Below are 18,042 nucleotides of genomic sequence, written 5' to 3'. Positions count from 1 at the left end.
GGAAAGCGTTAGCGGGAGAAAGTGATGGTCAGGGAGCCGCGTCTTCGGGCCTGACCTTGGTGGCGCCGAGGTCGGTCGGCTCGTTCGTGGTGGCGACGGCGACGGCCGACGCCGCGGCGCCGCGGCGCTGGAAACGCTGCTGGCTCTGGTCGAGGATGACCGCGACGATGATGACGGTGCCCTTGATGAAGATCTGCCAGAAGGTCGAGACCCCGAGAAGGACCAGGCCGTCGGCGAGGAAGCCGATCACGAAGGCGCCCACGAGCGTGCCTCGCACGTTGCCGCGGCCGCCGGACAGGGCGGCGCCGCCGATGACGACGGCCGCGATCGCGTTGAGCTCGAAGCTGTCTCCGGCCTGCGGGGCGGCGGAGGTCAGCTCGGAGGCGATGATGATGCCGGCCATCGCGGCGCAGGCGCCCGAGATCATGTAGACGATCGTCTTGACGCGCTGGACGGGGACGCCGGTGAGTTCGGTCGCCCGCTCGTTGCCGCCGGTGGCGTACAACCAGCGGCCGAAGGGCGTCGAGCGGAGCAGGACGGCCACGACGACCCCGAGGATGATCATGATCCAGATGGCGACGGGGAGACCGAGGGGGCGGCCGCCGCCGATCCAGTCGAAGCCGGTGTTGTTCGTGCTGGGGTGGCCCGCCAGGTTGGGGTAGGTCGTGCCTCCGGAGATCAGGAGGGCGGCTCCGCGCGCGACGTACAACATGCCGAGGGTGGCGATGAACGGCGCGACGTTCAGCTTGGTGACCAGGATCCCGTTGACCGTGCCGACCAGGGTGCCGACCGCGATGCACAGGATGATCACGGCCCACACCGGCGGGTAGGCGATGACGCCGAAGAGGCTCAGGTGCACCCCGCCGAGGAGCTCTCCGGCGATCACGCCCGACAGGCCCACGATGGAGCCCACCGACAGGTCGATGCCGCCCTTGAGGATGACCAGCAGCATGCCGAGCGCGAGGATGCCGTTGATGGCCACGTGCTTGGTCATGGTGATCAGGTTGTCGACGGTGAGGAACGAGTCGGACAGGAGGCTGAAAACGACGATCAGGACGCCGAGCGCGATGAACGCCCGCAGCTCGAAGATCGAGGTGAGCGTCTTGAGCCGACGGGCCTGCGCGGCGGCCTGACGACGCTGCTCCAGGACGGTCGCGTGATCATGGGTCATGGTGTCGGTCATTTTCACGCCTCTTCAGTGGTGTCGGCGCCGTCGGCCAGGCGCATCAGCCGGTCGCGGGTGATCTCACCCGCGCGCACGTCGGCGACCAGACGGCCGCGGGCCATGACGAGCAGGCGGTCGGGGATGTGCAGCGCCTCTTCGGTCTCTGATGTGGTGAACAGGACGGCCAGGCCGCGTTCGGCCTGCTTGGCCATCAGGCTGAAGACATCGGCCTTGGCGGCGACGTCGACGCCCCGGGACGGCTCATCGAGCAGCAGCACGCGCGGTCCTGTCATCAGCGCCTTGCCGATGACGACTTTCTGCTGGTTGCCGCCGCTGAGCGAGCCGATCGGGGCGTCGGGGCCCGCGGTCTTGACGGTGACATCCGAGATCATCGACTCGACCGCGGCGCGTTCCCGGCCGCGGCTCACGAACAGCCGCCGGACGAACCTGGTCAGGGCGGCCAGGGAAAGGTTCTGCCCGACGCTCATGGTCTGGATCAGGCCGTCGCGCTGGCGGTCCTCGGGGACCAGGGCCAGCCCGGCCCGGATCCGCTGGCGGACGTTGCCGGTGACCACGCCACCGCGCAGGAGCACCTGCCCGGATTCGGCGTGCAGCCGACCGGCCAGGCATTCCAGCAGTTCGGTACGGCCACTGCCCATGAGCCCGTAGATGCCGACCGTCTCGCTGGCGCGGACACTCAGCGAAACGCCGTCGACGGCGAGACGGTCGGGGTTGGCGGCGTCGGCGACCGACAGCTCGATCGTCTCCAGGACGACCGGCCCGAGGTGGGGATCGCGGACGGGGAAGAGCTCGTCCTGCTCTCGTCCGACCATCTTCCGCACGACCCAGGCGAGGTCGACGTCGGCCGCCGCGGCGACCGCGACCATGGAGCCGTCGCGCAGCACGGCGACGTCGTCGGCGATGTCGAGCGCCTCTTCGAGATGGTGGGAGATGTAGACGATCGCCACACCCTGGCCGGTCAGTTCGCGGATGACCTGGAAGAGGATCTCCACCTCCGGCGCGCTGAGCGCCGACGTCGGCTCATCCATGATCAGGATCCGGGCCTTCTGCAGCAGCGCGCGGGCGATCTCGACCAGCTGCTGCTGGCCCAGCCGCAACTCCCCGACCGGCTGATCAGGGTTGAGGGTCTCGTCCAGGCGCCGGAGCACGGTCGTGGCCAGCGCGCGCTGGGCGGACCCGTCGACCAGGACGCCGCCGCGGGTGCGCTCGCGCCCCAGGAACAGGTTGTCCTGGATGCTCAGGTTCGGGCACAGGCTGAGTTCCTGGTGGATGATCGAGATGCCGCGGTCGGCCGCGTCTCGCGCGCTGCCGAACTCGACCACCTGCCCGTCCAGCTCGACGTACCCGGTCGTGGGCGATTCCACCGCGCTGAGGATCTTCATCAGCGTCGACTTTCCCGCGCCGTTCTCGCCGAACAGCACCGTCACGCGTCCCGGCGCGATGTCGAGGGAAACGCCCTTGAGCGCCTGCGTGCCGCCGTACACCTTGGTGACGTCGACGGCCCGCAGGACGGGCGCGACCGGGGCCGTGGTGGTGCCTGGGCGGTGCGTCGTCGTGGTCATGGCGCGGCCTCGATGGAGATCGGCGTGATCGTGAGCACGTCGGCGGTCAGCGGGGTCATCGCTCCCACGACCGTGATCTTCTTGTCCTTGAGCGAGGCGACGTCGAGGGACGCCAGGACCTTGGACTTCACCTGGTCGTTCAGGGCGGTGCCCGCGTCGGCGTACTCGACCTGGTTGGTGAACTGGCCGAACTCGATGAATCCGACGGCGTCACGCAGGGCCGTGCCGTTGATGGCGGGACCGATCTGCACAGAGACGCGGGTCTTGCCGACGTCGGGCACCGTCACCGGGAGGAGGCCGCTCTCGGCGGCGCCGGCGGTTCCGGTCACGGTGACCGCGTAGCTGTAGGGTCCGGTGCCTTCGCGGTTGCCGTACTGCTGGCCGGCCGCGTCGGGGTCGGCGGCGATCGCCTTCTGCAGCGTGACGAGGTCGACGGCCTTCTGCTGGATCGCCGGCACGACCTTCGGCTCGTAGGTCTCCGCGCCGTAGCCGGCCGGGTTGAACTTCTCGGCCTCCTCGGCTCGCGGGGCGCTGTCCGAGCGGTACGTCGTGGCGGCCACAATCGCGATGATCAGGAGCGCGAGCGCGATCAGGCTGCCGCGGCCGAGAGTGAGCCAGGGATGGCGGCTCGGAGTGTCCCAGCCGGGCTGCGGTTCCTGCGCTGTTGTCATGACATCCTCTCAATTACACGTCCGCCGAGCTCGCGGGCGGTCCTCAGGCCCTCATGCCAGCGCGCGAGGGCGGCGCCGCGCCGCTCGTCGCTCCAGGCCGGAGTGAAGACCTCCAGGCCGGTGTCGGCCCGCTCTTCCAGGTCGCCGGTGGTCCAGAGCCCCAGGCCCAGACCGGCGAGGTCGGCGACACCGGCGGCGGACAGTTCGTGGTGCCGGGGCCGGGCCACCTCGACCACGCTGAGGTCGGCTTGCAGCTGCATGAGCGCGCCGCTGCGGGTCAGGCCGCCATCGGCGAAGACCCGATCGACAGCGGGCATGGCCGCCAGCACGTCGTCGACCTGATGCGCCACCGATTCCAGCGCGGCGCGGGCGAGCTGGGCCCGCCCGGTGCCGAAATCGAAGCCGGCCAGGACCGGCACCGCCCGGGAGTCCCACCACGGGGCGCCGAGGCCGCCGAAGGCGGGCACGAGCGTGACGCCACCGGCGTCCGCGTCCGCCGCCAGGTCGACGAGCACGTCCATGGAGATGCCGAGCAGGTCGGCGAGCCAGGTCAGCGTTCGTCCGCTGGAGCGGATGTTGGCCTCCTGGGCGAAGGTCGGCCGCCCGGTGGACCAGGCGATCGTGTCGCACACGGCGCCCGCGGAGCCGCAGGTCCCGGCGACGGTCATCACCGACGATCCGGTGCCGTACGTCGCCTTGACCACGCCTGGTCGCCAGCCCGCGTGCGCGAACAGCGCGGCGTGCGAATCTCCCAGCACCGCCAGCACCGGCACCCCCGCGGGGAGCGGAGCGAGATCACCGGCCTCGCCGAAGGGCCCGGTCGAGGGCACCACGCGGCCCAGCGCCGCACGGGGGACACCGAAGATCTCCAGCAGTTCCTCATCCCAGTCCCCGGTTCCGAGGTCCAGCAGCTGGGTCCGGGAGGCGTTGCCGATCTCGGTGACGAAGCCGCCGGTGAGCGAGGTGAGCAGCCATGCGTCCACGGTGCCGAGCCGTAGCTCGCCGCGCTTGCTGCGTTCGCGTGCCGGGTCGTGCCGGTCGAGCAGGGCCGCCATCTTCAGCGCCGAGAACATCGGGTCGAGCGGGAGCCCGGTCCGGCGCCGGACCAGGTCCCCGTATCCCTTGTCGACGAGCTCAGCCGCCCGGACCGCCCCGCGTTGGTCCTGCCAGCTGATCAGCGGCGCGACCGGCCTGCCCGTCGCCGCGTCCCACAACACCACCGACTCACGCTGGGTGCTCAGCCCGATCCCCGCCACGGCCTGGGCGTCGAAGCCGCGCAGACAGGCGGCGACCGCGTCGCGGACGCTGCCGAGCAACTCCCCGGCGTCCTGCTCCGCCAGGCCAGGCGCCGGATGGCGCTGGGACACCGGCGCGCTCGCCCGTGCGACGACTTCTCCAGCGGTGTTGATCAGCAGGGCCTTGGTGGAACTGGTGCCCTGGTCGATGGCGAGGATGAGCGATTCCATCAGACTCGTCCCAGGGCCTCACGGGCGGCCGCGGCGATGCCGGCGGCGTTGAGACCGAAATGGTCGAGCAGGAAGGACGTGCTTCCCGTCGGCGCGAACGTGGGCACGCCCAGCATGCGGACCGGGACGGGCCGGTGCTCCGCGACGACCCTGGCGACCGCGGCGCCCAGACCGCCGGAGAGCAGTCCCTCCTCCACCGTGACGATCGCCCGGGTGTCGTGGGCCGCGGCGAGGACCTCCGCCACGTCCAGCGGTTCGACGAACGTCATGTTGACCACCCGTGCCGACAGACCCTGCTCGCGCAGCAAAGTCGCGGCGTCGAGGGCTCGGGAGACCATCGTCCCGATCGCGATCAGGGTCACGTCGCCGCCGTCGACGAGCCGGGTCGCCCGGCCCGTCTCGAACGGCGTGTCCTCGGGAGTGACCGCCGGCACTTTGAAACGAGGGATACGTATATATGAGGGACGGCCGCACTCGACGGCCCAGCGGACCGCGCTTCGCGTCTCCAGCGGGTCGGCGGGGACGACGATCTGCATCCCGGCGACGGCCCGCATCCAGGACAGGTCCTCGATGGAGTGATGGGTGGGCCCGAGCTCGCCGTACGCCATGCCCGGGCTCTGCCCGCACAGGACCACGTGCCGGTCGCTGTAGGCGACGTCCGCCTTGATCTGCTCCAGGGCGCGTGCGGTGAGGAACGGCGCGGCGGCCGACACGAACGGGACGAAGCCGGCGTTCGCCAGACCGGCCGCGACGCCGACGAGATCCTGTTCCGCGATGCCGACGTTGATGAGCCGGTCGGGGAACTCCTCCCGGAACTTGACCAGGTTGCTCGACCCGACGGAGTCGTTGCACACGGCCACGATCCGTTCGTCGGCGCGGGCGAGCCTGGCGAGCTCGTCGGCGAAGTCGACCCGGCAGTCGAAGGTGGGAGTCCGCTCGGCCACGGCGGTCATCGGCTCAGCTCCTCGAGCGCGAGGCGGACCTGCTCGTCGGTGGGCACCTTGTGGTGCCACTCGACCCGATCTTCCATGAACGACACTCCCTTCCCCTTGATGGTGTTGGCGACGACGGCGACGGGCCGGCCCGTCGACGACGGCGCGAACGCCTGCTTGATCGCGGCGTGGTCGTGGCCGTCGATCACCCGGACCTCCCAGCCGAAGCTCGCCCACTTGGCGTCCAGCGGCTCCAGCGACTTGGTGTCCTCGGTACGGGCGCCCTGCTGCAGCCGGTTCCGGTCCACGACGGCCGTCAGATTGGCGAGGCCGTAGTGAGCGGCCGTCATCGCCGCCTCCCAGTTGCTGCCTTCCTGCATCTCCCCGTCACCCAGCACGACGATGGTGCGCCAGGCTTCGCCGCGGAGCTGAGCGCCGAGCGCGCAGCCCGTGGCGACGGGGAAACCGTGCCCGAGCGGGCCGGTGTTGGTCTCCACGCCGGGCACCTTGACCCGGTTCGGGTGGCCGTTCAGCGGCGACAGCGGCGCCATGAACTCGGTCAGCCGTTCCTGCGGGAAGAACCCGCAGGACGCCAGCGTCGAATACAGGGCCGCCGCGCAGTGCCCCTTGCTCAGCACGAACCGGTCGCGCAGCGGGTTGTCCGGCGCGTACGGGTCGAGCTGGAGGGTACCCCACATCGCGGTCACGAGCAGATCCGTCACCGACAGGTCACCGCCGACATGCCCCATCTGAGCCGCCTGGATGGTGGTGAGAACGTCACGCCGGATCCGGGTGGAGATCTTCGCCAGCTCGGGCGCCGCCTGCGCGGGAGAGAGGGCACGAAGGCGAGCGCTCTGCTCGACGTACACCGCGGCGGCGTCCTCGTCGAGCTGGAGCGGCGGCGACGCGATTTCCAGGGTGGTCACTCCGACTCGCTTTCCGCCAGCGCCCGGTAGAGGGCCCGCTTCGCGATGCGCTGGGCGCCGAGGGCGTCCTGCGCGGCCTGAGCTTCGGCGAGCTCCGCGCGGTCGAGGTAGCCGAGCGCGTGGTGGAAGGCGCGCATGGTGCGGATTCCGGCGCGGGCCGCCTCGACGGAGTTCTCGCGGAACGGGAACTGGTCGAGCTGCCAGACGCCCTGCCAGCCCGCGTCGCGCAGGGCGAAGAAGAACTCGAAGGTCTCCAGCAGGTGCACCGACCCGACGACCATGTCGTCGTCCCAGCCGCGGAAGTTGTCGTTGACGTCGATCGCGAACAGCTTGTTCCGGGCGATCGCCATCCGTGCCGACTCGGCTGGGGTCTCCCCGCCGTACAGGGAGTGACCGAAGTCGAGGAGAACGCCGACGTTGTCCACCCCCATGTCCTCGATCGCGAGCAGCGTGCGCGCGACGGAGGAGAAGACCATCCGGTTGCGCGGCTCGCGCGGCTTGTACTCGATCGCGAACTTCAGGTCGGGGAACGTCCGCGCCAGCTCCCGAACGGCGCCGATCGACTTGTCCCACAGGTCGTTGTAGTCAGCCTGGAAGGGGTAGTCGTAACCATCCTGGCCGGGCCACAACTTCACGTAATCGATCCCGAGTTCGCGGCCGACCTCGGCCGAGGCCGCCACCAGGTCGATGGCGTCGCGGCGAACGGCGGGGTCGGGGTTGGTGAACCCGCCCTTGGCGAACTTGCCGGTGTAGATCTCCGGCGTGACGGCGATGGCGCTCAGGCCCTGCGCGTCGAGCGCGTCCTTCACCTCGGCGGTGCTGATCCCGCCAGGGGGGAAGGGCCAGTTGAGGTCGACTACCGACAGGTCCCCGACCGAGCCGGCTAGCTCGATCGCGTCGAGCACCGTCTGGGGGTTGCCGTACCCGTCGGTCGCGTACCGGTCGACGTATGTCGCGAAGTGCCAGATACCGGCCCCGAAGACCGGCTCAGTGTCCGTGTGAATGTTTATGCGCTCTCGATCAGACATGCGTGAAAGTTACGGGAGGATTAAAGGGAGTGTCAAGGATCCGAGTGGGAACTACCACATCTTCGTCACCCTACGTGCCCAAAGAGCTCGATTGTCATGGGCCGGGGCTTGTGTGCTCTCTTGAGTTGATCGCAAAGAGTGATGGACTCGACCTCGTCGCACCGAGGCGGGCCTCATCCACACCGGGCGACGTTCACCGGACAGGCGGGTCGAAGACCGCACCGTCGCCGCCCGTCCGCACGTGGCCGCAGCCCGGAATGGCCTTCGTCGCGGGCCCCACATGACGCAGGCTGGAATCTCAGCTGGGCCTCGCCTGTGGTTGGCCAGGTGACGCTGACGAAGAGATGGGGCGTTGGCGTCTCCCCCGGCACTGCCGACCGCGGAGACGCCAACACCCGTGTGGGTGCTACTTGATGTGCACGATCACCCGCTGGTAGCGGGTGAGTGCCGGCTTGCCGTCGTCGGTCACTTCGAGGATGAGGTGGACGGTGTCGCCCGGCTTCGCGTCGGCGGGGATGGTGACGCTTGTCCTGAGCTTCGAGCTGCCGGCGATGCTGACCTCGCCCGCGTAGGTGTCGGCTTCGCGGTACTGCCACCACTTCGTGGTGACCTCGTCGTTGTCGGGGTCGCGCACGTCGCCGCGGATGGTGATCTTGCTGCCGGGCTTGGCGTCAACGTCCAGGCCGGTCTTGACGCTGACGACGGGGTGATGGTTGGCGTCGTCGTAGTCCGACGCGCTCATCCAGCCCAGCCGGGCGGCGAAGTCGAGCTGTTCCGCCTCGGCCCACCGTCCGCTGCTGTAGCCGGCGACGTCGACGCCCGCCTTGTTCTTCTCGGCCGGTCCGCTCACCCAGTAGTTCGGCGTGGCCGTCCTCTGGACGACACGGTGGCCCCAGCCGCCGTAGGTCCAGTCTTCGAGGCTGCGCAGTCCGGTGTCGAACAGGTAGATGAAAGCGGGGTTGTCCCCCTCGGAGACGAAGTCGAACCGCTCGCGGGGCGGGCACCAGCCGGAGGCGGTCAGGTCGCCGAAGATGTCGAGCGGGTCACCCTCGAGGGCCTTCTTGTCGCCCCAGACCCGGTACTTGTCGCCGAGCGGGCCGTTCTCCAGGATGTTGGCGGCGGTCCACCGGCCGTCGAAGTACTTGAGCACCTCCGGGTCGACGGCCTTGGTGCGGGCCTTGCAGTAGAAGCCCCAGACGCCGGAACCCACGTTGGTGGTCAGGATCTTCGGCCATTTGACGCTGATGTAGGTGTCGTACGTGGTGTCCTGCTTGCCCTGCATGGTGATGACGGCCTTCGCGGAGACCTTGTCATAGATCGCCGGCCACTGCGGCGTGTTGCCGTACTCCTCCTCGATGGACAGCAGAGCGCGGGCGATCGTGTTGCTGCCGCCCCAGACCTGCAGGTAGACCGGGCCGCCCTCGTCGTCCAGCAGCACCTTCTTGATCGCGTCGGATCCCTCGGTGGGCGCCGCCATGTCGCCCTCGAAGTTGATGTTGCCGACCTTGACGAGGCTGAGCAGGTGCTCGGGGCTGGGGTAGTCGCGGTCGTGCTCGAGCAGGTTGCGGTATCCCTTGGCGTACTCGCCGATGAGGTTCTGGATGTGCTGGGTGCCGGTCCACCGCCACGAGGTGACCGGCTCCTTGTACTCGCGTCCGGGCAGGAAGAAGGTCGTGCCCTTGCCGTCACCGGAGAAGTGGAACCTCGAGCTGGTGTAGACGATGGCCTCGGTGTCGACCTCGTTGGTGTACATGAGGTACCGGATCACCGAGTTGTAGTCGTCCGTCTCGATGTCGGTGGTGACGATCGTGCGCGGCTTGTCCCGGCGGTCCTTGTCGGCGTGCCCCGCCGTGGAGCTCGCGGGCGCGGCGTTGGCCTGCGCTACGGTCAGGGGCGCCGACAGGCCGACGACGACGGCCATCGACAGGCCCAGCCGTGCGTACCTCTTCCGCCGGCCCGATCCGGGCCTCGGCACTGCTGTGCTCATGTTTCTCCTCTGCTGCGTACGCGGATATGAAAGTTCATGGCGGAGCGGTCTATGCGACGGTGACGATGACTCGCTGGTAGTGCTTCAGCGCCGGGGTGCCGTCGTCCTTGACCTCCAAGATCAGGTGGATGGTGTCCCCAGGGACGGCGTCGGCCGGGACGGTGAACGAGACCGACGGACCATCGGCGCCCGTTAGCGCCACAGTGCCCGCGTAGGTGTCCGCGTCGGTGTACTGCCACCACTTGTACGACAGCCGGTCGTGATCGGGGTCCTTGCCCTTGCCGCGCAGGGTGACCGTCGATCCGGCCTTGCAGGTCAGGTCCACGCCCTCCTTCACCCTGGCTTCGGGGTTGTGGTTGGCCCGGGAGTACTTCGGCGTCACACCCCAGTCGGCGCGTGCCGCGAAGTCGTTCTGGAGGTCCTCCACCCATCGCGTCTGCGGGTATCTGCGCTGGTTGGCCGTGGTCGAGCTGTAGGGATTGACGTCGGAGGTGTCGATCCAGCCCGAGGCGTTCGGCGCGAACCTGCCACCCCAGCCGCCGTACGTCGGGTTCTCCGACGAGCGCAGGCCGTTGAAGTCGAACAGGTACATGTACGCCGGCGAGTCACCCTCGGAGATGAAGTCATGGACGTCGTAGGTGAGGTTCTGGTCCGGACGCCAGCGATTGTTCTGGTCGTCCCCGGGGGTGGGGTTGCCGTCCCGGTAGGTGCGGTACTGCTTGAGCAAGTCGCCGTGGCCGTTGAGGAAGTTGCCTTCCATGTACGGCGCGCGCAGCGTGTACTGGAAGGGCTCGGGCACAGCGGCCTTCCACAGATAGGCGAAGCTCCAGAACTGGCTCTGGTTGTCGATGACCTTCACCTGGGGCCAGTTCGGCTTGATGTAGGCGTTGAGCGTGTCGTCCTGGTTGAGGATGTTGTAGATGACCAGCTTGTCGCTGACCTTCTGCTGGATGGCCGGCCACTGGCTGGTGCCTTCGTACTTCTCCTGGATCGACTTCAGCGCCCGGGCGATGGTGTTGAGGCCACCCCAGGCCTGGGCGTACAGCGGGCCGGGCTTGTCGTCGAGGATCACGTTCTCGATCCACTGCGACCCCTCGGTCACCTTCGCCATCTCGCTGACGTTCTCGATGTTGCCGATCTTGTACAGGGAGCGGAGCTTGGCGGGCGTCGGATAGCCGTCGGCGTGCTTCTTGAGATTCGGGTAGAGCTGGGCGTACAGGTCGAGGTACTGGTTGACCCACTCGGTTCCGGTCCACCGGAAGGGCGCCACCGCGCCTCCGTCACCGGCCCAGTGGAACCGGGAACTCGAGTAGATGATGCCCGCGATGTCGAACTCGTTGGCGTAGTACAGGAACCGGATGAACGAATCCATGTCGTCCACCTCGCCGTCCTGCGTCACGATCACCCGGGGCTTGGCCTTGTTCGCGTGCTCGCCCGCATGACGGCATGCCTTGGCGAACGCGGACGCCCTGTCGTCCGGATCCGCGTGCGCGGGGACCGCCAGCAGCGCCGCGGCCAGCGCGCCGGCGGCCGCGACCGGCAGGATCCGGCCCGCGATTGACCTACGAGTTCGCATGGTTCTCCTCTGGGAGGTGATGGACGGCATGGCAAAGCCGTTCGGCGATTGGGGGAAGGTGTCACGCCTGAGTGGCCCCCGAGGACACGAGCGTGCAACACAGCACGCCACACAATGCATATCTATTCGCACATGAATGATTCGCTAACTTTTTAGCAGCGCACAAAATGGCTCGTCAAGACCCCGTCAAAGGCGACACGGGTCACGAATCCACCCGACAAGCGTTACCGCATCGTTACGGGCGCATGTCATTGACATGTCGCCCCATACGGCCCTAGCGTCGATCCATGTCTAGTCGATTACGAATAGATAGTCAGCAATGAGCCGGTCAATGCCGGTGAACCCGGTCGTCGCCCGAGACGATGAACGCCTGGGAATCGCGTCTGTGCCGGTTTGCCGGCGTGTCGACGGAGTTTACGAACCCACCGCGCCGGTCTCTGGAAGGCCGACATCCCCGTACCGAACATGGGCGCCAAAAGCCGTCCAGATTTTATCGCTGGAATGAGCTATCATCGCGGTATGGCGATTAATGAGAGTGGGCGCTGCGTCACCGCCGACATCGCGGCTGGTATCTCCCCTGCGGCGGCCCTGTTTCATTCGCTGGCCGATGAGACGCGGCTGCGGATCGTGGCCCGGCTGGCCCGTGGCGAAGTGCGCGTCGTGGACCTGACCGCCGAGCTCGGGCTGGCGCAGTCCACGGTGTCCAAGCACCTGGCCTGCCTTCGCGACTGCGGCCTGGTCGACTATCGGGCCGAGGGCCGCCAGTCGTTCTACGCCCTGACCCGGCCCGAGCTGATGGATTTGCTCGCGGCGGCCGAGCATCTGCTCGGCGCCACCGGTCACGCCATCACGCTCCGCCCGCCCTCTCCTGGCGAACCGGTCACCGGCTTGGTAGACGCGTCATGACCACGGTGAACCTCGACCCCGCGCCGGCACGTCGCGCGAGGTTGCGGCGCCGGATCCGGCTGCTGGTGGCGGCCACCATCACCTACAACGTGATCGAAGCCGCCGTCGCGCTCACCGCAGGGACCATCGCCTCCTCCGCGGCGCTCATCGGCTTCGGCCTGGACTCGGTGATCGAGGTGGCCTCGGCCGCCGCCGTCGCCTGGCAGTTCTCGGTCGCCGATCACGAGCGGCGGGAGAAGGCCGCGTTGCGGGTCATCGCGCTGTCCTTCTTCGCGCTGGCCGCCTATGTCACCTTCGACGCCGTACGCGCCTTGCTGGGCGGCGGAGAGGCCGAGCACTCCACACCCGGGCTCATCCTGGCCGCGCTGTCCCTGCTGATCATGCCGTTCCTGTCGTACGCCCAGCGCAGGACCGGCCGGGAGCTCGGCTCGGCGAGCGCGGTCGCCGATTCCAAGCAGACCCTGCTGTGCACCTACCTCTCGGCGGTCCTGCTGGTCGGGCTCGCGCTCAACAGCCTGTTCGGCTGGTCCTGGGCGGACCCGATCGCCGCCCTGGTCATCGCCGCCGTCGCGGTCAAGGAAGGCCGCGACGCCTGGCGAGGCGACGCCTGCTGCACACCACTCCAGCCATCCGGCGACGTGTGCGCGGATGGATGCTGCCAAAACTAGATCAGGGTCGAAGCCCGGCTCAGGACCACGGCGATGCCGTACGCCAGGCCCATGACCGCCACCTCGGCGCTCCCCCACACGATCAGGCTGGTGCGTTCCTGGCGGATGACGCGCGGGAGCAGCCACCAGCGGATCTTCGCCCCGAGAACGGCCACGGCCAGCAGGCAGACGGTCTTGGCGATGACGAGCTGCCCGTACGGTGTGGCGACCAGTCCGGCGGGCAGTTCCGCGTCCAGGGCGAGCTGGGTCAGGCCGTTGATCAACCCGGTGGCGGTGACTACAAGGAGGCAGATGGTCGCCAGCCGTGAGAATCGTGGGAGGGCCTCGGCCAGCAGGCCGCGGTTGGGCGCGGCCAGGAGGAGGAGCGCCACCAGGCCGCCGGTCCACAGGGCGGAGCCGCCGACGTGCAACTCCATCGAGATCATGCTGAGGTCGTGCCAGTACCATTGCGCGGCATGACCGGTCACCGGCAGGGGGAACAGCCCGAACAGCGCGACGATGATCCGCAGTTCGGCCGGGACGCTCTCGCCGAAGCGCACCGCCAGACGTCCCACTCCCGCCGCGGCCAGGGCGAATCCCGCGCTGATCAGTAAGCCCTTGGGGGCGCTGACCTGGTCGATGTACTCCCCGATCTGGCCGAGGGTCGGCATCTCCCCCGGGCTGAGCACCTCCGAGGCCTGAAGGACGACCGCCGCGAGGGCGCAGGCCGCCCAGAGGAAGGCGGCGTGGACGGTCCACGGGCGGGCGCGGCGCATGATCGGTTCGGTGAGGTCCGGGCGGTCGAATCCCAGCAGTTTGGGCAGCAGGCTGAGCCCGACCACGGTGGCGGCGGCCACGTCCAGCAGCGCCCGTACCGCTGGAAGGCCGAGGCGGACCATGGGGCCGGGTTCGGGCAGGCCGGGGACCGGGGCCGGAGCGGCGGCGATGCCCGCGACCATGGCGGCGGCGATCGCCGCCAGGACCACACCGGCGATCACCGATGGGGTCGGCCGTACCTGATCAGGGGCGGTCGTTGGTTCTCGGGTCGCGACCACGCGTTCGCTCACCTGGCTTCTGCTGCGGGGGATAGGCTCGTTCATCTTCGACATAATGTAGAAGCTCGCACGGGTGGTTCAGTCCTCCGAAGGAGAGTGCCCTCATGTTCCTGCGCCGATCGGCGATCCTTCTTGCCGCCACAGCGGCCTTGCTCGGGGCCGCCATGCCGGCGTGGGCGCATGACGCGTTGAAGTCCAGCAACCCCGCCAAGAACGCCAAGGTGACCTCGATCGATCAGGTCGTCCTGGAATTCACCAACTCGGTCAGGTTCCCCAAGGTCATCGTGACCGATGCCGACGGGAAAGCGTTCCAGCAGGGCGAGGCCGACCTGAAAGGCAAGACGGTGACGCAGGGCGTCGCCGCGCCGCTTCCTCCGGGCAAGTACACGATCGCCTATCGTGTGGTCTCCTCCGACGGCCATCCTCGTACCGGAGAAGTGCCCTTCACCGTGACCCCCGCGCCGACGCCCACTCCCAGCCCGAGCGAATCGGCGAGTCCGTCCCCGGTGACATCGGCGCCTCCGCTCGCGACGCCTTCGGCGGAACCGGTGGCCGCCACCTCGGGCGGATCCTCCTCGGTGACGGTATGGCTCCTCGTGGGCGCGGGCGCCCTCGTCGTCGTCACCGTGTTCGTGCTGACGGGCCGGAAGCGACGCCCGAGCGACTGAGTTTCTATGAACCGTAGAAACGAGGGCGGCGTATCTCCGGGTGAGTAATCACGCCTGACCGGGAGTTCGCAGCCATGAGTCCCCTGTACTTGCCGGATGCCCCGCCCGCGCTGATGTCGATCCGTTCCGCCGCCGTGGTCTTCGCCTTGATTTTCGGCGCAGCAGCCTGTGGATCAACTGACGCGGGCCCTCCCGCCAGCGTCGAACAGCTGGTCTCCACGATCGGCTGCGCGAGTTCTCACATCCAGATCGACGCCGATGAGCTGCGGCAGGGCATCTGCGAGACGCCGCAGGGCCGCTACACCATAACGACCTTCGTCACGGAGAAGGGCAAGCGCGACTGGCTCGACTACGCCCAGATGTACGGCGGAATCTACCTCGTCGGCACCCGCTGGGCGGTCATCGCCAGCCCTGACCTCCTGGAGACGCTGCGAGACCGGACCGGCGGCCAGATCGAAGACCTGAGCAGTCACTGAGAATCGGCCTGGCACCGATCGCCGGTGCCAGGACATGCCAGAGGATCACCGAACCATTCGGGTCGAGGAGACGGTTTCCACGAGGGAGGCGCGCTGTCGTTTCGTGAGATCGCCGACTGTGCGGGTGGGCTCGATGCCTTCAGCCTTCAGCAGGTCCTCCACGCCATCGCCGTACAGACCTCGCAACAGCCACCCGATGTAGGTCTTCTTCGTCAGTTTGTCGGTACGGGCGAACACCTCGGACAGGCTGATTCGCCCTTCGGTCAAGGCCGCCCGCAACTGCTTCCTGTCGAGAGGAGAAGGCGTCGCCGACGGTGAGGGCGCCGGCGCGGGAAGGCGAGCCATGGCCTGCCCCAGAGATGCCTGACTCTGATCGTCCTCGGGCATCCAGTGCATGGCGGCGATGAGCACCGCCATCGTCCCGGCCAGGGCGATCGCGCTGACCATGTGCCGCCGGGGCAGCCGCCCGTCCTTCTGCCTGCTCGCCGCCAGCTTCATGCCCACGATGGCCGTACGGAGGAGAACGCCGGCCACCACGCCGATCAGGATGGGCTCGACCTGAGGCGGAATGGGGCTGACCGTGGCGATCAGGACGCCGACCGCCGGACTGACGCACGAGACCGTCAGCCACGGTGTCAGCCGTTGTTTCGCCATGTCCAGGAGCGCGGTCAGAGCCAGACCTTCGCTGGTGGAATGGACCATGAGGGCGATCACCACGATGGCGGACGCGGTCAGGGCCAGTGTCGCGCCTTCGACCGCGCGGTGCACCGACAGCGCCGCCGCCGTGCCCATGCCGCCGAACACCGCGGCGCTGAGCACCTCCTTGACCCGGCGGTGCAGGCCGGGCCGGTGCTCGCCACCGGCCGGTTTGGAGCTTTCATGGTCGTGCCCGCAGCCCTTTCGCGTGAAATAGGTGATCACCAGGAATCCGAACAGGATGGCCAGCCCCAGCGCCCACAACGGGACGCTGTTCTCGGCCGCCCCCTGCCAGGCGTCCGGGAGCATGTCGATCAACGCGGTGACCAGCATCAGCGCGGACGCGATGGCCAGCAATGCGGTGACCTGCCGGGATTTCCGCCTGGCCAGCCAGGCGCCCGCCAGGGTGGACAAGGTGATCAAGATAACGGCCAGCCACACTGCCATACCTGCGGGTCGTTCTTCGGACGCCGGCCCCATCGACCACACCCAATCGGGCATGAGCATCGCGTAGTCCCTTCTTCGAGGTCGTGGCGGTCGGGGACCGCCGGCGCGCGGCCGGCGGCCCCCGGGTGATTCACTCCGCGGCGCAGCAGCCGTCCTGAGTGGCGTCACCGGCGCAGTGGTCAGAGCCGGTGCCCGCAGTGCTCTGTTCCGCGGGCTCATCCAGGTGGTGTTCGGTGTGTTCGTCGTGGGCGTGGGGGTGATGGGCATGCGTCATGACATTCCTCCGGGTGGATTGACCTGCGATCATTGCAGAGAGTTGATATCCAGCTACTCAACGTTTACACATCTGAGCAACTGTTCAAGTCTGCTGAGGGAGTTGTTGACATCCTTTGGGTTCGCCCTTCACACTCCGTCATATGAACAATGATTCAAACGTTGTAGTGGAGCTGTCGCCTGACGCCTGTCCGACCCCGGTGGTGGATGCCGAGCGGGTGACCGCCGTCCGGCAGGCGCTGCCGTCCGAGGAGGTCGTGCAAGACCTCGCCGACGTTTTTTCGTTGCTCGCCGATCCCGGCCGGTTGCGTTTGATGGCCGCGCTGCTGGAGGGCGGTGAGATGTGCGTGTGCGACCTGGCCGCCGCCACCGGGCAGAGCATGTCCGCCGCCTCGCACGCGCTGCGCCTGCTGCGCACCCACCGCGTGGTCAAGGTGCGGCGTTCCGGGCGGATGGCGTACTACCAGCTGGCCGACTCCCATGTCCGCATGCTGTTCGACCTCGCGATCACCCACATCGGCCACGAAGAGGGGCGAAACGATGTCTGACCACGGGCACGGCCATGGGCATGGGCATGGGGTCAGCGGGGAGGCCGACCGCCGTTACCTGACCGGCGCGCTCGCCCTGATCGTCGGTTTCATGGCGATCGAGGTCGTCATCGGCTTCATCGCCCAATCGCTGGCGTTGATCTCCGACGCCGGGCACATGCTCACCGACGCCATCGCGATCGTCTTCGCGCTGATCGCCATGCGCATCTCCGCCCGTCCGCCCCAAGGTGGCTTCACCTACGGGCTCAAACGCGCCGAGATCATCTCAGCCCAGATCAACGGCATCACCCTGCTGCTCCTCAGCGCGTACTTCATCGTCGAGGGCGTCCGCCGCATCATCGAACCCCCCGAGGTCGAGGGCTTGTACGTGGTCGTGACCGGCCTGGCCGGCATCGCGATCAACCTGGCGGCCACCTGGCTGATGTCCAAGGCCAATCGGTCCAGCCTCAACGTCGAAGGCGCCTACCAGCACGTCCTCAACGACCTGTTCGCCTTCATCGCCACCACGATCGCCGGAGCGATCGTCTGGCTCACCGGCTGGGGCCGCGCCGACGCCCTCGCCGCCCTGGTCGTCGCCGCCCTCATGCTCAAGGCCGGCTGGGGCCTGGTCCGCGACTCCGGCCGCGTCTTCATGGAAGCCGCCCCCGTCGGCATGAACCCCACCGAAATCGGCACCAAAGCCGCAGCCCTCGACTCCGTCGTAGAAGTCCACGACCTCCATATCTGGGAGGTCACCTCCGGCTACGCCGCGATGTCGGCCCACATCCTGGTAGAACCCGGCGCCGACTGCCACGCCGTCCGCATCGCCGCCGAACGCCTCGTCCACGACCAGTACGGCATCGAACACACCACCCTCCAAGTCGACCACGCACCCGAAGCCCTGCTGACGGTCGGCGCCCACTGCCCCGACCCCCACGGCCCCTCCCACAAACCCGGAGCGGACGGGACAACGGCTTGATCTGGGACCCGGATCGCGTACCCTCTAGCTTCGG

At 68.3% G+C, this 18,042-nt stretch carries 18 protein-coding genes; 6 read left to right on the top strand and 12 right to left on the bottom strand.

What is annotated here, in order from left to right; genetic code table 11:
• Window positions 1-28: 28 nt before the first annotated feature.
• The 9 genes from Aple_RS17115 to Aple_RS17075 form a co-directional block, all read right to left on the bottom strand.
• Window positions 29-1,183: an ABC transporter permease gene (locus Aple_RS17115; RefSeq protein WP_218038366.1), complete on the bottom strand. Its 1,155-nt coding sequence runs from the start codon at window positions 1,181-1,183 to the stop codon at window positions 29-31.
• A 2-nt stretch (window positions 1,184-1,185) separates the two neighbouring features.
• A complete protein-coding gene (locus Aple_RS17110; protein ID WP_155345605.1) occupies window positions 1,186-2,748 on the bottom strand; it encodes a sugar ABC transporter ATP-binding protein in 1,563 nt (520 codons plus the stop codon).
• Window positions 2,745-3,419 (bottom strand): DUF2291 family protein, encoded by a 675-nt coding sequence (locus Aple_RS17105; protein WP_155345604.1) that lies wholly within the window; start codon window positions 3,417-3,419, stop codon window positions 2,745-2,747. The genes Aple_RS17110 and Aple_RS17105 overlap by 4 nt, the downstream gene beginning before the upstream one ends.
• Complete coding sequence (locus tag Aple_RS17100) at window positions 3,416-4,885, bottom strand: FGGY family carbohydrate kinase (RefSeq protein ID WP_155345603.1); 1,470 nt, start codon at window positions 4,883-4,885, stop codon at window positions 3,416-3,418. Before Aple_RS17100 ends, Aple_RS17105 begins: the two co-directional genes overlap by 4 nt.
• Entirely contained in the window at window positions 4,885-5,838 is a 954-nt protein-coding gene (locus Aple_RS17095; RefSeq protein WP_155345602.1) for a transketolase family protein, read from the bottom strand. The genes Aple_RS17100 and Aple_RS17095 overlap by 1 nt, the downstream gene beginning before the upstream one ends.
• Window positions 5,835-6,743 carry a transketolase gene (locus Aple_RS17090; protein ID WP_155345601.1) on the bottom strand — a complete coding sequence of 303 codons (909 nt, stop codon included), beginning with the start codon at window positions 6,741-6,743 and terminating at the stop codon, window positions 5,835-5,837. Before Aple_RS17090 ends, Aple_RS17095 begins: the two co-directional genes overlap by 4 nt.
• Complete coding sequence (locus Aple_RS17085; protein WP_155345600.1) at window positions 6,740-7,771, bottom strand: sugar phosphate isomerase/epimerase family protein; 1,032 nt, start codon at window positions 7,769-7,771, stop codon at window positions 6,740-6,742. The genes Aple_RS17090 and Aple_RS17085 overlap by 4 nt, the downstream gene beginning before the upstream one ends.
• Before the next feature lie 406 nt (window positions 7,772-8,177).
• On the bottom strand, window positions 8,178-9,758 hold the full coding sequence (locus Aple_RS17080; RefSeq protein WP_155345599.1) for a DUF1593 domain-containing protein: 1,581 nt from the start codon (window positions 9,756-9,758) through the stop codon (window positions 8,178-8,180).
• 49 nt (window positions 9,759-9,807) lie between these two features.
• Entirely contained in the window at window positions 9,808-11,334 is a 1,527-nt protein-coding gene (locus Aple_RS17075; RefSeq protein ID WP_170321522.1) for a DUF1593 domain-containing protein, read from the bottom strand.
• Between the two features lie 519 nt (window positions 11,335-11,853).
• Between Aple_RS17075 and Aple_RS17070 the strand changes: the two genes are divergently transcribed.
• Together Aple_RS17070 and Aple_RS17065 are read left to right on the top strand one after the other, a co-directional pair.
• Window positions 11,854-12,240, top strand: a complete 387-nt coding sequence (locus Aple_RS17070) for an ArsR/SmtB family transcription factor (RefSeq protein ID WP_155345597.1) — start codon at window positions 11,854-11,856, stop codon at window positions 12,238-12,240.
• Window positions 12,237-12,908, top strand: coding sequence for a cation efflux transmembrane domain-containing protein (locus Aple_RS17065; protein WP_155345596.1), 672 nt, complete (start codon window positions 12,237-12,239; stop codon window positions 12,906-12,908). Before Aple_RS17070 ends, Aple_RS17065 begins: the two co-directional genes overlap by 4 nt.
• Here Aple_RS17065 and Aple_RS17060 read toward each other — a convergent pair.
• On the bottom strand, window positions 12,905-13,987 hold the full coding sequence (locus tag Aple_RS17060; protein WP_155345595.1) for a CopD family protein: 1,083 nt from the start codon (window positions 13,985-13,987) through the stop codon (window positions 12,905-12,907). The genes Aple_RS17065 and Aple_RS17060 overlap by 4 nt on opposite strands.
• Before the next feature lie 59 nt (window positions 13,988-14,046).
• On the opposite strand from Aple_RS17060, the gene Aple_RS17055 reads away from it, so the two are divergent.
• On the top strand, window positions 14,047-14,610 hold the full coding sequence (locus Aple_RS17055; RefSeq protein ID WP_155345594.1) for a copper resistance CopC family protein: 564 nt from the start codon (window positions 14,047-14,049) through the stop codon (window positions 14,608-14,610).
• Between the two features lie 74 nt (window positions 14,611-14,684).
• Window positions 14,685-15,086 carry a hypothetical protein gene (locus Aple_RS17050; RefSeq protein WP_155345593.1) on the top strand — a complete coding sequence of 134 codons (402 nt, stop codon included), beginning with the start codon at window positions 14,685-14,687 and terminating at the stop codon, window positions 15,084-15,086.
• Window positions 15,087-15,131: 45 nt separating this feature from the next.
• Here the strand turns inward: Aple_RS17050 and Aple_RS17045 are convergent, their stop codons facing one another.
• Both Aple_RS17045 and Aple_RS17040 read right to left on the bottom strand, forming a co-directional pair.
• On the bottom strand, window positions 15,132-16,196 hold the full coding sequence (locus tag Aple_RS17045; protein ID WP_155345592.1) for a ZIP family transporter: 1,065 nt from the start codon (window positions 16,194-16,196) through the stop codon (window positions 15,132-15,134).
• Window positions 16,197-16,359: 163 nt separating this feature from the next.
• Window positions 16,360-16,503, bottom strand: a complete 144-nt coding sequence (locus Aple_RS17040; protein WP_155345591.1) for a hypothetical protein — start codon at window positions 16,501-16,503, stop codon at window positions 16,360-16,362.
• A 142-nt stretch (window positions 16,504-16,645) separates the two neighbouring features.
• Between Aple_RS17040 and Aple_RS17035 the strand changes: the two genes are divergently transcribed.
• Together Aple_RS17035 and Aple_RS17030 are read left to right on the top strand one after the other, a co-directional pair.
• Complete coding sequence (locus tag Aple_RS17035) at window positions 16,646-17,050, top strand: ArsR/SmtB family transcription factor (protein WP_155345590.1); 405 nt, start codon at window positions 16,646-16,648, stop codon at window positions 17,048-17,050.
• Window positions 17,043-18,008, top strand: coding sequence for a cation diffusion facilitator family transporter (locus Aple_RS17030; RefSeq protein ID WP_155345589.1), 966 nt, complete (start codon window positions 17,043-17,045; stop codon window positions 18,006-18,008). The genes Aple_RS17035 and Aple_RS17030 overlap by 8 nt, the downstream gene beginning before the upstream one ends.
• Window positions 18,009-18,042 lie beyond the last annotated feature (34 nt).

This window comes from Acrocarpospora pleiomorpha (assembly GCF_009687885.1).
GTDB classification, from domain to species: domain Bacteria; phylum Actinomycetota; class Actinomycetes; order Streptosporangiales; family Streptosporangiaceae; genus Acrocarpospora; species Acrocarpospora pleiomorpha.
The sequence above is the reverse complement of the archived record's forward strand: the minus strand, read 5'-3'. Positions and strand labels throughout refer to the sequence as shown.

Excerpts from the sequence above, each read along its gene's own strand:
- Aple_RS17115 (WP_218038366.1), bottom strand. The coding sequence starts at position 1,183 with ATGACCGACACCATGACCCATGATCACGCGACCGTCCTGGAGCAGCGT.
- Aple_RS17110 (WP_155345605.1), bottom strand. The coding sequence starts at position 2,748 with ATGACCACGACGACGCACCGCCCAGGCACCACCACGGCCCCGGTCGCG.
- Aple_RS17105 (WP_155345604.1), bottom strand. The coding sequence starts at position 3,419 with ATGACAACAGCGCAGGAACCGCAGCCCGGCTGGGACACTCCGAGCCGC.
- Aple_RS17100 (WP_155345603.1), bottom strand. The coding sequence starts at position 4,885 with ATGGAATCGCTCATCCTCGCCATCGACCAGGGCACCAGTTCCACCAAG.
- Aple_RS17095 (WP_155345602.1), bottom strand. The coding sequence starts at position 5,838 with ATGACCGCCGTGGCCGAGCGGACTCCCACCTTCGACTGCCGGGTCGAC.
- Aple_RS17085 (WP_155345600.1), bottom strand. The coding sequence starts at position 7,771 with ATGTCTGATCGAGAGCGCATAAACATTCACACGGACACTGAGCCGGTC.
- Aple_RS17080 (WP_155345599.1), bottom strand. The coding sequence starts at position 9,758 with ATGAGCACAGCAGTGCCGAGGCCCGGATCGGGCCGGCGGAAGAGGTAC.
- Aple_RS17075 (WP_170321522.1), bottom strand. The coding sequence starts at position 11,334 with ATGCGAACTCGTAGGTCAATCGCGGGCCGGATCCTGCCGGTCGCGGCC.
- Aple_RS17070 (WP_155345597.1), top strand. The coding sequence starts at position 11,854 with ATGGCGATTAATGAGAGTGGGCGCTGCGTCACCGCCGACATCGCGGCT.
- Aple_RS17065 (WP_155345596.1), top strand. The coding sequence starts at position 12,237 with ATGACCACGGTGAACCTCGACCCCGCGCCGGCACGTCGCGCGAGGTTG.
- Aple_RS17060 (WP_155345595.1), bottom strand. The coding sequence starts at position 13,987 with ATGAACGAGCCTATCCCCCGCAGCAGAAGCCAGGTGAGCGAACGCGTG.
- Aple_RS17055 (WP_155345594.1), top strand. The coding sequence starts at position 14,047 with ATGTTCCTGCGCCGATCGGCGATCCTTCTTGCCGCCACAGCGGCCTTG.
- Aple_RS17050 (WP_155345593.1), top strand. The coding sequence starts at position 14,685 with ATGAGTCCCCTGTACTTGCCGGATGCCCCGCCCGCGCTGATGTCGATC.
- Aple_RS17040 (WP_155345591.1), bottom strand. The coding sequence starts at position 16,503 with ATGACGCATGCCCATCACCCCCACGCCCACGACGAACACACCGAACAC.
- Aple_RS17035 (WP_155345590.1), top strand. The coding sequence starts at position 16,646 with ATGAACAATGATTCAAACGTTGTAGTGGAGCTGTCGCCTGACGCCTGT.
- Aple_RS17030 (WP_155345589.1), top strand. The coding sequence starts at position 17,043 with ATGTCTGACCACGGGCACGGCCATGGGCATGGGCATGGGGTCAGCGGG.